Below are 14,547 nucleotides of genomic sequence, written 5' to 3'. Positions count from 1 at the left end.
AGATTCTCCTTAAATATCATTTACATCAAACATAAGTGTTTTAAATTCTTCTTCGATTAGTCGAACTTTCCAATTACTTTCATCCACTTTTAAATTTTCAATATGATTATCTCCATTTACATAAATACGATTATATTCAAAATCACGTGAATTAATATCTAATTTTTTAAGTAGCTTATTCAACTCTTCATTCGATACTTCTTCTATATTACGCCAAATGATTAAAATTTTATCACCATCACTTAAATATCCTTTCACTAATTGACATCCTTGTATAAAGTCTATTGTTTTAACGTGTAAACCTAACAAATAATTGAATGTTTCTACTAAATCTATAGATTCAATTTTTATTTCATTTCCATTTGAGATTTTCATTTTAAAATCAAATGGATTATTAAAAGCATCGATACTTAATAAAGATGAACTACCTTGAGATTCATTCTCTAACATATATGAAAGCATATACTCCTCTTTTGCATTAGTAGACATATACTCATTTATTGCTAATTTTTGCTGCTCAGTTTGTCTTAATTCAATGTTGTTTAAGGTATCTTCATAAGATTCTAAACGAATATATTTAAAGCAATGACTAGTACCCTTTTCTAACGGAGTTCCATTATCCCATTTTGGAGAATAAATAATCTTTTTTATACGAACTTTTGTTGTTGTATCAAAATAGCTTCCCATCTCCATTAAAATATATTTTCTATTACCTTGATCATTTCTATTTAAATTAATAACTGCATGACCAGTAGTTCCAGAACCGCCAAAGAAGTCCATAAATATAGCTTCTTTAAATAAAGACATTGCTTCTAATGATTCTTGAACAGCATGTATACTTTTTGGGAAAGAAAAATTTACATTACCTGAACCAAAAATGTCATTTAATAATTCAGATCCATAAGTACTCGAATCCATTAAAGACCCTGACCATATAGATTTTCTAGCTTTTGGTTTTCCTGCCTGGAAATAATGAATTTGTATTTTCCCTTTAATTTTCTTTGCCCATATAGTACCCTCTTTTACATCGTCCATTATTCTATTCACGCCATAGTACCATCGACGTTCAATACCATCATCATCTATTGGCCAAATCATTTTAGTAGATGGATTATTGTGTTGCGGGATGGGTTCGTTTACATCAAGTGAATCTGTAACCCCTACAATTTCTAAAGTTTCTTTATTTACTTCAATTCCATAGAATTGTTTAGGGGAGTCTGTACGCATTGAGTCTGTACCAGTTCTTCGTAAATTCCTTTTAATGTCTTCTGAATTTTCTCGTTTTTTCGTTATAACATCTTCATTATTCGGGATAACCCATAATCCATATTCATGAGTTATTGCAAAATTCTTTTTCACACGCCCTCGATGATTATATTCTATAATTACTGGTCTAATTTTATAATTAGACATACTTTGTTTAATTACATAACCAAGCAAGTCTACTGCATATTCATCGATAGTTACACACATAGGAGCAGATGGTGTTAATAATTTTTTAGCTATGGATAAACGATCGTACATTAATGTAGCCCATGAACTATCCTTATATCCATTCTTATATACAATTTCAGAACCATTCGTGTTATATGGAGGATCAATATAAATACCTTGTATTTTTTTATTATATTTTTTTTGTATTAAGTTTAAGCCCTGAAAGTTATCTCCATGTACTAAAAGACCATTTAATTCTGTATCAATATCATCAAAATTAGATAAAACTCTATTTTTAAAATTAGTATCAAAATGAATAGTATCGATTACTAAATATGGGTTTTGCTTTAAAAAATCTACTGTTAAAGGTTCAGAAAACCCATTTTGTAGTAAGTCATCTTGAATTTGATTTATTTTATATAATTTAATCCATTCATCTATTTGTTTTTGATTATTTAATATTTCTGGATATAGATATTCAGGAATGCGATCTAAAGTAATACAATAATTGGTTGCCACAACAAATTTCTTTTTCAGCCACAGCTTCTTTTGAAAATTTTCTAATTGTGCTAAAAAACCGATAATCTTATACCCTATTGATTTGAAGACTTTAATTTTACTTAAATAATTATCGATTTCAATTTCATTCTCTGTATTTAAATCATCTAAATGCATAATTTCGTTTTTTATAAAGAAATCTAATTCACGCTTCAAAAAACCTTCTAAGTCCTTGTGAATAAAATAATCAAATGTATTTTTTGCAGTATAAGTATTTAAATGTTTTTCGATAACTGTTCTATTTTTATCTTTCTCACTAGCTTCCACTGCAAATAACCTTGATTTCCATTTTTCCTCAGAAATAGCTAAAGATAATTTGTCAATAATTTCTTTATTAATGATACCTTGCTTTTTCTGAATAGCAGGAATTTTATATTCAAATTGGATAGTTAATTCATTATCCTTCAATATAATAGGATTCTCTTCAAATAAAATAAAACGACGCTCTTTATCTTCTTTTTCTTTATTATTATTTTGCTCTGTTGTTGCATCAGTCAATTTAAAGTTCACTATTTTCCCATCATTAAATGAAAATGTATAATCTTTAAATTGCTCCGATGATTTTACGTAGTATTGGTCTGCATTTGCCCAATGTAGTTTTACTTCCTCACCCTCATATGGAATTGCGTATACATCTTTTTTATATCTTCTTTGAGAAATAAAATCTCCTTCACTGTAGTATCGCTTAAAGAAATTAGTTAAATGTGAATACACTTCATTTTCTAAAGTAATAGTATCTACACTTTGTGATAATTTTGCAGATAATGATTGATATTTCTCAGAACTTTCTTTTGCAACACCCATATCTGACAATTGTTTTTCTAATTGTTCTAACTGTTGCTTAATTACATCCACTTCATAACCTTTAAATTTTTCGAATGACTCGTTCACTTGAGGTACTAAATCATTCTTTAAAAAACTCTGAATTTCTTCACGTTTTTGATTCATAATTCGATAAATACCAAAATCTAAATCTGCTTGGTCAAACTGAAACATTTCTTCAAGCAGGGAAATAAATTTTTCTAATTGTTTGCTCATGGTCTTCCTCCTCATTATACAACTCTCCATTGTATTATAAATAATTCTTCCTCGAAAGTGGTTTGAATCATTTGATTTTCTAATTCATTAATTAATTCATCTCGACGTTCTGCAATTTCATCTTCTGCTTCAAATATTTGCTGGCGTTTCCTACGTTGTATTTTTTCTAATTCTTGTAGTTCCTTTTGAAATTTATGCTGCTCTTCGATTGAAATGGATTGTCTGGATTTTCTTTTAACTTCTTTAATTTTCACCTTAAGATCCTGTAACTCTTTTTCCACGCTATACATCATGTCATCTGCCCATTTTTCTAGTCTTTCTCGCTCCTCATTGAAAAAGCGGTGATTGTTCTCAAGCGATTTATTAACTGTTGCAGATACATGTTGTTTACTATCCTGCTTCAATCGATGCATCAATTCATGATTTACCTTCACATCCTCATTTACAACAGCATTACAATTAAACATTTTTTCAAAAATATCTGGTTCAACGGTTTGACCATCTAAAGTAAATCCATTAAACAGCAAATATTCTTCTCGTTGATAAGAAACAATTATTAGCTTTTTTAGTATCAAATACCCCCGTTGACCTTTTAAATTTTCAATTACTGAAATTTTAGTTGGATGATTTGAAATATTAAAAATAACTTCATAACATTCTGTATTTAATAGTTTACTCATTTCAAGGACAGTTTCCCCAATTGGATGGGACAGCCTATACACTTGATGTGTTTTCTTTTGTAAAGATCTTTCTTTCATTTTCAATTGATAATTACCATTACTATTTTCAATAGATGGTATAGGCTTTATCACTTCAAACGAGTACGTCTTTTCATCAAAAGTTGCATAGGGCTTCAACATATATGATGTTACATTCCAAAACATTTGACTGAAACGGTCTAAATGTAGCACAGTTTCCGATACATGCATCTTTAGACGTTGATGTACATCTTCATCAAAATGTTCAAGTAAGCTTCGATGCGTGTCGTCTAACTTATTTTTTATTTGATCTTCTAATTCATCTTGTAATTGTTTAAACGCTAAATTAATTTCTTCTGGCGTTCTACACTGTTGATATATTGATAAAATACGTTTTTCAAAATCTACACCAGATTCAATTGTACCCAATACTTCATCTGATGCCCCTAATACTCCTGCAAATAAATTAAACTTATCTTGTAGAAGCTCCAATACTCTTATATCTGCTTCGTTTCTTTTATTAAGGAAGTTAATAACTACTACATCATGTTTTTGACCATAGCGATGACAACGCCCAATTCGTTGTTCAATACGCTGTGGATTCCAAGGTAAATCATAGTTAATAATTAAAGAACAGAATTGAAGGTTTACACCTTCTGCTGCAGACTCTGTTGCAATCATAATTTCTGCATAATTTTTAAAATGGTCAATTAACGCTTGTCTTTTATCAGCTGTTTTAGAGCCACTTATATTTTGTGCATTTTCATCATTAATCAGCCATTTTTCGTAAATTTGTTTTGATTCTACATCCGTATTTGTACCATTGAATAAAACAACCTTGTTTGCGTAGCCATTTGATTCTAAAAAATCTTTCAAGTATTGTTGAGTTCTTTTTGACTCAGTGAAAATTAGTACTTTTCTTTTAGCATTCATAGATGCCATTTCCTTAAAACCTGTTTCTATAGCTGTAAGTAACGCTTTACTTTTACTATCCACTTGTATTATTCTGGCACGTTGTTCTAAATCCTCTAATTCTTCAATTTCCTTTTTGAGTTTTTCCATTGATAGACTTGGTTCATCTTCAATGATTTCTTCATCTTCTGTTTCATCTTCTAGTTCTTCTAAAATGTCATATTCCATCTCATCATCGAAAATAATTTCAGAACTTAGATTTGTTAAATCTTGATACTCTTGATTATTGTATTGTAATAAGAGACGTTCCTTAATTGTTTTTAATGTATTTGCAATTGCATATGATGATGATGCTAGTAACTTTCTCAATATCAGTGTGGTTAATACTCTTTGTCGTTTAGGTATTGCATATGTATCTTCTCTTAATAAAAATTCAGAAATTAATTGGTAAAGTTCATATTCATTGTCAGCTGGCGTAAAGGGAACAGTTATCGTCTTTCTTTCCGTATAACGAATATATTCTTGCACTTGAGATCTTAACGTTCTATTTGTAAAGTCTTTTAATCTACCCCTTAGTTCATTTAGATCTTGTTCTCCTTTTACATATTGATTACGGAATGAAGTAACGTCTCCAAATAAATGATCATCTATCAATGTTGATAAACCGTAAAGTTCCATAAGTGAGTTTTGAAGAGGGGTTGCAGTTAACAGTATTTTTTTTGAATCTTCGATAGCCCATTTTATTCCCTTTCCAAGTTTATTTTTTGTTTGATACACATTTCGTAATTTATGAGCCTCATCTATCACAACCAAATCGAAATTAGTTAAACGTATTTGCTCTTTTTTGCGGTTTGCAAATTGAAAAGAAGTAATAATGATTTTATTTTGATTAAATGGATTACTCATTCCTTCTTTTACAAATCGATTAAAAGATGACGATTCTAAAATTAGTGTTGGTAAATTAAATTTTTCTTCTAATTCATTACTCCACTGTTTTCTTAATGATGCAGGACAAATAATAATCAATTTTCTTTTTCGCTCAGCCCAATACTGACAGAGTACTAATCCTGCTTCTATTGTTTTTCCAAGACCCACTTCATCAGCCAGAAGTACCCCTTTTGATAAAGGTGATTTAAATGCAAATAATGCTGCTTCTATTTGATGTGGATTTAAATCTACATTTGCATCAAATAATGATTGAGAAAGCTTCTCTATCCCCTCCCCAGATGTAATACGTGTTAATTCATGTGCAAAATATTTTGCATGATACGGTGTTGTCACTTTAAACACTCCTTACAGATTTTTTTACCGTTAAAATTTAGTTTAAATTGTTTCCTATTTCAGGATTCGCGGTAATTGTGATTCATAACATTTAATCGTTCATATGGCTCCTAATTACATTGTAATTTAACAGGGAATTATTAGAAATATCACATTGAAAAATTTAGCTAAGAATCATGAATTAAGAATTATTAACTAATATGGACTAATATAATTTTTAATTATTATCGAAAGAGTGTAAAGTCATGTAAAAAACTTCATACAGTAAGCAATCCCTTACGTGTAAGCGATTGGTTAGGGGGATATTGCCGAAGCAAAAATGCTACTCAACCCTTGGTACTAAAGTATTCTTGAGAAAAAATTTTAAAAATTTTTTCCGAGTTTTTTTCTCTTTTTTTCGCTAAAATCCTTGGAGGAATAAAATAATAGTTTTTTTAGTCGAATCCTTCCATAGCTATTTAACCCCATTTTTACTGGAATAATTATTTAATAGTTTCCCCTGTAATTTCCTTCCAGCAATAATCCCTCTTTTTTTATAAATGTAGCTTGAATTCAAGAAACCTCTATGGCTTTTTTATATAAGTTGTATAAATGTTAAGTAACTTATATTGTTTTTGGCATAAGTTATATAAGTGTTATATAACTTTTTTACATTATTTTACTATGTATGAACTTTTTCATTGGAAGAATGTAATTGTAGTTTTTTCGGTCATTCTCTTCCTATTGAATTTACTTTAAACTTATATAACAGTTGTATAGAAGTTATATAAGTGTTGTTTAAATGTTATATAACTTATGTCCTTTTTCATATAAATGCGGCATTAATATCCAAGAAGCACCCTATGACTTTTTCGATATAAGTTATATATATGTTATATAAATATTGTATAACTTATATCCTTTTCCATATAAATATGACATTAATATCCGAGAAGCACCCTATGACTTTTGGTATAAGTTATATATTTGTTGTATAAATGTTATATATTTGTTGTTTAACTTATATCCTTTTCCATATAAATGCGGCACTAATATCCAAGAAGCACCCTATGACTTTTTCGATATAAGTTATATATATGTGGTATAAATGTATAACTTTTATCATTTCCCATATAATTGTGGCACTAATATCCAAGAAGCACCCTATGACTTTTCGATATAAGTTGAATATATGTTATATAACTATTTGGCAGTATAAAATCAAAACACTATTAATTAAAGATAAATTGGTATTTAAACCTCTAATGTGGCTGCTGGGGCGAAAGTTTTTATAGCCACTATTTGTTTGCAATTATTGGCATTCCGTAACGGTTGGTACATTTCATTTGTGTCTAAAATGTGACAACTGTGTACAACAAATTCCTATATGTGTGAACGCACTTGTTTCCTCCTTTGAACTAGAGGCAGGTATTGCTGTACATTCGTACGTGCGTAAACCTACTTGTTGGTGGATCACTACAAGCGAGCTTTACGAGTTGCTCTCACTCCAATCACGCTTATGCCATTTTGTTTACTATCACGTACCACGGAATATTAAAACACTGTTAATTAAAAAGAAAAAGTCATTTAGACCTCAAATATATCTGCTGATCCGAATACTCTTATAGCCCCTATTGGTTTGCAGCTTTTAATTTAGTTGATCTTTCTTCAGGTACATTACATTTGTGTCTGAATTGTGACAACTTTGTACAACAAATTCCTATATGTGTGTACACAGATGTTTCTCCCTTCGAACTAGGTGCAGGTATTGACGTACATTCGTCCGTGTGTAAGCCTACTTGTTATCGTACTACTACAAGCGGGCTTTACGAATTAGTTTTGCCCCAAGCCCACTTATACCATTTCGTTTACTAGCACGTACTACGGAATATCAAAACACTATTAATTAAAAAGAAAAAGTCATTTAGACCTCAAATTTAGCTGCTGACCTAAATCCCCTTATAGCCCCTATTTGTTGAAAATTATTTGCCTAGTGTTTAGTTGGCTTTACGTAACGGCTGACACGTTTCGATTGTGTCCAAATTGTGACAACTTTGTACAACAAATTCCTATATGTGTGTACACACTCGCTTTTCCCTTCGAACTAGAGGCAGGTTTTGCTGTATATACGTCCGTGCTTAAACCTACCTGTTATCGTACTACTACAAGCATACTTTAAGGATTACTCTTACTCCGAGCACGCTTATACCATTTCGTTTAATGGCACGTATTATGGAAAAACCAAACACTATTAATTAAAAAGAAAAAGGCACTCAGACCTCAAATGTATCAGCTGATCTGAATGCTCTTATATCCCCTATTTGTTTGAATTTATTGGCTTAGAATTTAGTTGGCTTTGCAGCAGGAATGCCACAATTGCGTCTAAAATATGAAAACTTTATACAAAAATTCCTATATGTGTGCACTCACTCGTTTCCTTTTTCGAACTAGGAGCAGGTATATCTCTGTACATTCATGCGTGCCTAAGCCTACTTATTGTAGAATCACTACAAGCGACCTTTAAAGATTACATTAGCTCCAAGCTCGCTAATACCATTACGTTTATTAGCACGTATCATGGAATATAAAAACACTGTTAATTAAAAGAAATTGGTATGTAGACCTCAATAGATGTAAGTAGTTCGCCCTAAGAATTACTTTCTTTACTTCGGATGCTTTAGCATCAACTTTCTTATACTTAACATGACATTTTGTGTCGGTTCCAACCCTAAATTACAAAATGAACATCTCCCTGTAATCCTTCTCCTCGAATCTTAAATTTCCAATCAAACACCATAGCTACCTAATATAAATGTTTAGAAGTAAACAATTTAATTATCTTAATTCTAGTTTCTACCCTACTTAGAATTCTAATCAATAGCTAATTCCATGTATACGACACTTTTTTGTGAATCATCTTTCCTGCAAGTGTATAGAGTGTCGTAGTAATGCAAGCAAGCTTCATTCTTTGTAACTGCCAATTGGATGTGTACAACACTTTTTTTGGAATTATCTTTTCTGCAAGTGTATAGAGTGTTGTAGTAATGCTTCAGCAAGCTTCATTATTTAAAACTGCCGATTGGATGTGTACGACGTTTTTTTTTGGAATTATCCTTTCTGCAAGTGTATAGAGTGTCGCAGTAATAATTTAACAAGCGTCATTTTTTATAACTGCCGATTGGATGTGTACGACACTTTTTTTTGAATCATCTTTTCTGCAAGTGTATAGAATGTCGTATTAACACTTTAGCAACATTCATTGCTTAATAACACTACTACCTATTACGGAGGAACTAACAAATGGAACTAACTATTGAAAAATCAATCGAAGAAAAAATTGAAAGCTTAATTACTCAAAGCCTTGAAAAAATCCTTGAAAAAAACATTGAATCGATCCTTGATACAAAGCTTGATTCTTACCTTGGAAAAAAGCTTGGATTTTCTCCTGATAAAAACCTTGATGAAACATTTGCACAGCATAATGAGTTTACAGCTAAAGAGTGGCTAAACGTTCAGGAATCTTGCGACTATATAGGAATTTCCTACAAAAGCTTACAAAAGCTTATTGATGAAGGGCTTAAATTTAATTCAATTGGTCGAAGCAAGCGATTTTCCAAAACGGAAATAAATCACTTTTTAAAAAATGTACAAGCATAAAAAATAATGGAAAACACAAAAAAAACACAAAAGGAGATCATTCTAATGACAACAATGGACAAAGCAGTTAAAGAATATATGAAAAGAGGCGTTCCTCATTATATGGTGAAAATGTATGGGGGTATCGATCCTTATACGAAAAAGCAAATCGACATTACAAAGCGTGGTTTTAAAACAAAAACAGAAGCAAAAGCTTTTTATGCTCAAAAGCAAGCAGAAATGCTACAACGAAATGATACTGACAATCCAAACCTTACATTTGAGCAATTCTATCATTCTTACTATGAAAGATATCTTCAAAATTGTTCACTCGAAAAAAGTACTTTAGGGAAAATTAAAGGTATTTTCAAAAACCACATCCTACCTTTTTACGGAGATTTAAAGCTTAAAAATATTTCTCACCAAGTTACATTGCGATCTTTTGAAGTATGGAAAGAAAAATTACAAAAACCATCAAAGGTAGCAATCGAACTAAAAAAATGCTTAGAACAAGCTGTCTATGACGATTTCATTATAAAAAATCCCGTTAAAATCAAAGATTTACGAGTATGGGAAAAAAAAGAAGGAAGAAAGAGAGATAATGCACAAGGTAATAAACTGTTCTATACATCTGATGAAATAGATTTATTTATTGAAAAACTGAAAACAACAGATGATATATCAAAAATCGCAATTTTTCTAGTGTTTGTAAATTTAGGCTTACGCAAAGGGGAACTACTTGCACTGCAATGGCAAGATATTGATTTTCCAAACAAAAAAATCCGCATTCATCAAGCTATTGGTACGGACGAATCGAATAAGCCTTATATTAAAAGCACAAAAAACTCGTATGAAAGAACACTTGATATTGATGAAGAAACTTTCCAAGCTTTATTAAAATGGAAGGAACTTCAGGAAGAGCAATTAAAGTGGCAAAGTCTTGAGCATCAAGGCGATAAGCAATTTATCTTCCCAAACAATAAAAATACTTTTTACAATAATAGCAAGTTAAATACCTGGTTAAAAAAGTTCCAAACTCAACACGGATTAAAACTTGTATCAATTCATGGCTTACGTCACTCTTGTGCTACCCGCATCTATTATCGAACGAATGATGTAAAATTCATTCAACATTTCTTAGGTCACACAGACATAACAACAACAGTAGATACGTATATTCATTGCATTCCCGAATTAGGGGGTATATTAGTAAAGCCATTTAAACGAGCTGCATAAAAGAACGTTAATTGAATCTCGATTCGTGCCAAAGTACATTTGTATTTTGGCACTTTTTCTTTCTCTATCTTTAAACAGATTTTCACAATAAGTAATGCAATCGTTAAAACTACCCCCTTTTATTTATACATTAATCAAAAAAAAGCTTGGCAGATACCTTATTAGATAAGGCACTACCAGGCTTTTTACATTTTTATTAATATCCCCACTCGAAAGTTGCTGATGGCTAAGAAGTGGTGTCATCAGTACGCTCTCTCAATGTCAATTTCCATGCGTATATCGGGAGTGATCTATATTAATACATAGAGCACTAATATAGACCACTCCCTTAATAACCTTACATTACCTATATACACAAGAAAATCGAGATAGGCACTTGGCTCCCCCGTTCCATTTACTATTCTAAGTGATGTTATTTGACAGGAAAAAATTAGTTTTAGCAACAGTTTTACTGATTATCGAATAAGCATCGCCATCATAACACTTTTAGAATTAGCTCTTGTGCTCTTGAATAAGCTCCTTGAGTTCTTCAATACTCAAATAATTATCTTTTCTCCTATGTACCATTCGATGACAGTTCGCACATAAAGGAAATAAATCTGTTTCGGGATTAATCTCTATAGCTTCTTCAAGAGTGCTTAGCGGCTTAATATGATGTATTTCTATAAACTCTTTGCCTCGTTCACCATACACTTCTTCAAAATTAAATCCACAGGCATAACAATTTAAACCATGCGTTTTAATTGCCTTCTTACGATTTTTTGAATTACGCTCATATTTGTTTACAAGATAGGCTTTCTTTGCTCCTTCTATCCCGTTACCTTCTTCAATCCTCAAAGCTTCTAGGTCATCTTCAACAATCAAAAGTAAGTCATCATGTTCATCATCTTCAATTTCTAAAAAGAAGCCTAATTGAGTTAGCCTTTCTCTAGCAGTTTCTAATTCTGATTCTGTGAAAAGTACTGTATTTTCTATCTTTAAAACTAATGCCTCTACAGTTAAATCTAGCCTCCCTAGTTGAGCTAACTCTGCAAACCCATCTGATAACTGTTTACTACCTATAAGCTTTTTAGCTGTTTGTAATCCACCTTCATTAGCAACCATTTGTCTAAATTTAGATGGAGTATAACCAATAGCCTTAGATTTATCGTAGATTCTTAACATTGCTCTATGGAAATCTTTGATTAACTGATTTTTATCTATTTCCTTATATTCTTTAGAAAATTGCAGCTCTATTACTTGCTTTTCACTTTTCAAGACATTTATCTCATAGGTTTTTCTTAGTTCACCTTGAAACAGATTTTGAAGATGCTTCCTTAAGCCTTCATTATCAATCGGAATAAAATACTCTTTCAATACATTTACAGTTTCTCGCCCATCTAAACCTATAATAGCTTCTTTATCTGTGTACATATGCCCTTTCATCTCTTGGTATCCAATAAACTTACTTGGAGCGAAGAGATTCATTTCTAATACATAGTACCATTGCTGAAATTGTTTTAGTTGTTTACGTAATTCTTCATATTCAGACAAATCCTCATTAAATTGCTTAATATTATTCTTTACTTGATTTAACTCTGTTACTACTTTAAATCTAGTCTTTACAATCCCTTTGTCTATCTCAAAATCTTTATCAAGTGGCAGATACTTTCCGTACCAAAGTTGTCTCAAATAACTTGCTAGTCCATCGTCAATTAAGTAATTGGTATTTTGTTTTAATCGTAATATCATTAAATTTTGCAATTTTGGATGCTTCGCTAACTCTAATCTATTTAGACCTTCTATGACATCCACTTCAATTACTTGTAATTTAACTGCTAAATACGAATCATTACTTACATCTTCATACCAATAGTTTGCTGCTTCTCCATCATTCACATACTGTTCAGGAGTCGTAAGAGCTATAGTTCTCGCAACAATACCACCACTACCTCGTTCTCCACCATCAGAACGCCAAATAAATACTTCATCACCAATTGTAATTTTTTCTGCTAAATGTTTTTGTCTAATAGACCACCAAATTTCATCATTATCTAACAAATAATCATTTACATTAAATCTTTCAGGATTTCCTTGAAATATCCACGTACTCATAAGTTCACCTCTGCCACTTATTTACAAACCATAAAATTTATACATTTAAGTTTGATAGCTATAATAAAAACGACACAAACACCTTAAGTTTTATTAGTTCTTATTAAACTAGCTTCAGGAGTCTTAAAACTAGAAGAAATAGAAATTCTTCTATACGGAATATCATATTTCTTTCTCATATATTTAAGCATATTACTATACATTTCTAAATTTCTATTCGGCTCTATACTCTTGATTGCAGCTATTAAGCCTTGTACTTTGTTACAAATGTCTACAAATTCATCTGCCCTATAATCCCCACTTGATCTATTCATAATATGTAATAAATTGAAAGCTTCATGTAATTTTTTAAATAGCGATTTAGGAACTTTTAAATCATCTTTATCTAAAATTACTCCTGTAACTTTTGTGAATTTTTGAATTACTAGTTTTGATTTATTAGGATGTACCTTGAATCCGTATTTTTGTATAATCCTTGATATATTTTTCTTCATACTCTTTGGAATAAATTTATTTGAGGATAAAGTTAAATCATCGTAATAACAACTGAAATCCATATCATTCTTATTTGCTAAGTCAGCAATTTCTTCATACATATCTATGTATGCAAACAAACTAATTATTGGGCTTGTAGGAAATCCCTGTGGTAAATATCTACCTCCACCACTCTCTAAAGGAACTGATACCAAATCCGTAAAAATCTTAGCTATATCTTGTGGCATTTTGAGTTTGTGATAAAACAAACTATAAATATAAGAATCTCTAGTAGAAGGAAAAAAATCTCTTATATCTAACAACAATAGGAACTTATTTCCTTTATGTACATCTGCATTACCTATATAATTTCTCCCCTTTATTCCTCCAAAAGCATATTTGGGAAGTTCTACTTTAGATAGCAAGTTTACAATTTTCTTTAAAACTTTCTTATACTCAGGATTTTGATCGTACAGGACTCTATTTTTCCCATTAACTTGTGATGTGAATTTAATTGGCGTAAACTCTACATCAATATTTCTTAATTTATCTTTATCGATCCACAATAATTCAGCTAAATACTTTTTGTTAGATAAACCATATAGTTTACTTTGTGAAAAATTCATAAAAAAAACTCCTTCTTATAAAGATAAGAAAGAGTAGAAACAAGGGATTCTAGGAAGTGTATTATTGAAGGTAACACAATATATAGCTTTTTCAAAAGTTGCACAAACATATCTAAGACAAAAATTGCAAAGCACCATTTCCCATAAAGAGAAGTGCCCTGATTAAATAATTGCCCTAAAGCACCTTTTTTCTTCGCTAAATCTCCTCCATTTTCACACGACTCCGACTGAATAGCTTTCCGTTTAAAGAATTTCTTCATTATAACAGTACCTCCGATGATTTATTAAAGGCTTACGCCTCCCCCTGCACATAATCTCGGAATTTTAGAAGTCGAAATCTCCCTTACAAGTTATTCCTACTCTTCATAACTGGCTAATAATAGCCATTACCCCCTGCACCTACTTATTGATGATAATAGTGCCATCTTCGTATACATGCAAACATGCGTTGCGATATTAGGAATGGCGTTAATGCCGCATCAATGTAGTGGGGAGTCAATACTATACCGTTGAATTTACTTCAACAATTTAACGCAGGAATATCTTGGCATACTATTCATTTCAATTCTATACTATATTTG

At 31.0% G+C, this 14,547-nt stretch carries 7 protein-coding genes; 2 read left to right on the top strand and 5 right to left on the bottom strand.

The window, feature by feature from the left end:
* Positions 1 to 9: 9 nt before the first annotated feature.
* A complete protein-coding gene (locus tag MKZ17_RS03925; RefSeq protein ID WP_340722494.1) occupies positions 10 to 3,030 on the bottom strand; it encodes a DNA methyltransferase in 3,021 nt (1,006 codons plus the stop codon).
* A gap of 14 nt (positions 3,031 to 3,044) precedes the next feature.
* The gene (locus tag MKZ17_RS03920) at positions 3,045 to 5,921 is read right to left on the bottom strand and encodes an SNF2-related protein (protein WP_340722493.1); all 2,877 of its coding nucleotides are present in this window, start codon (positions 5,919 to 5,921) and stop codon (positions 3,045 to 3,047) included.
* Positions 5,922 to 9,200: 3,279 nt separating this feature from the next.
* Between MKZ17_RS03920 and MKZ17_RS03915 the strand changes: the two genes are divergently transcribed.
* Both MKZ17_RS03915 and MKZ17_RS03910 read left to right on the top strand, forming a co-directional pair.
* The gene (locus MKZ17_RS03915) at positions 9,201 to 9,557 is read left to right on the top strand and encodes a helix-turn-helix domain-containing protein (RefSeq protein WP_340722492.1); all 357 of its coding nucleotides are present in this window, start codon (positions 9,201 to 9,203) and stop codon (positions 9,555 to 9,557) included.
* Between the two features lie 45 nt (positions 9,558 to 9,602).
* Entirely contained in the window at positions 9,603 to 10,772 is a 1,170-nt protein-coding gene (locus MKZ17_RS03910) for a tyrosine-type recombinase/integrase (RefSeq protein WP_340722491.1), read from the top strand.
* A gap of 492 nt (positions 10,773 to 11,264) precedes the next feature.
* Here MKZ17_RS03910 and MKZ17_RS03905 read toward each other — a convergent pair whose 3' ends face one another.
* The 3 genes from MKZ17_RS03905 to MKZ17_RS03895 all read right to left on the bottom strand — a co-directional run bounded on the left by MKZ17_RS03905 (position 11,265) and on the right by MKZ17_RS03895 (position 14,226).
* On the bottom strand, positions 11,265 to 12,866 hold the full coding sequence (locus tag MKZ17_RS03905; protein ID WP_340722490.1) for an EVE domain-containing protein: 1,602 nt from the start codon (positions 12,864 to 12,866) through the stop codon (positions 11,265 to 11,267).
* 83 nt (positions 12,867 to 12,949) lie between these two features.
* Positions 12,950 to 13,966: a reverse transcriptase family protein gene (locus tag MKZ17_RS03900; protein ID WP_340722489.1), complete on the bottom strand. Its 1,017-nt coding sequence runs from the start codon at positions 13,964 to 13,966 to the stop codon at positions 12,950 to 12,952.
* Positions 13,963 to 14,226: a hypothetical protein gene (locus MKZ17_RS03895; protein WP_340722488.1), complete on the bottom strand. Its 264-nt coding sequence runs from the start codon at positions 14,224 to 14,226 to the stop codon at positions 13,963 to 13,965. The genes MKZ17_RS03900 and MKZ17_RS03895 overlap by 4 nt, the downstream gene beginning before the upstream one ends.
* Between the last annotated feature and the right edge of the window lie 321 nt (positions 14,227 to 14,547).

The organism is Solibacillus sp. FSL R7-0682 (assembly GCF_038005985.1).
GTDB lineage: Bacteria > Bacillota > Bacilli > Bacillales_A > Planococcaceae > Solibacillus.
This window is presented reverse-complemented; position numbering and strand designations above follow the sequence as displayed.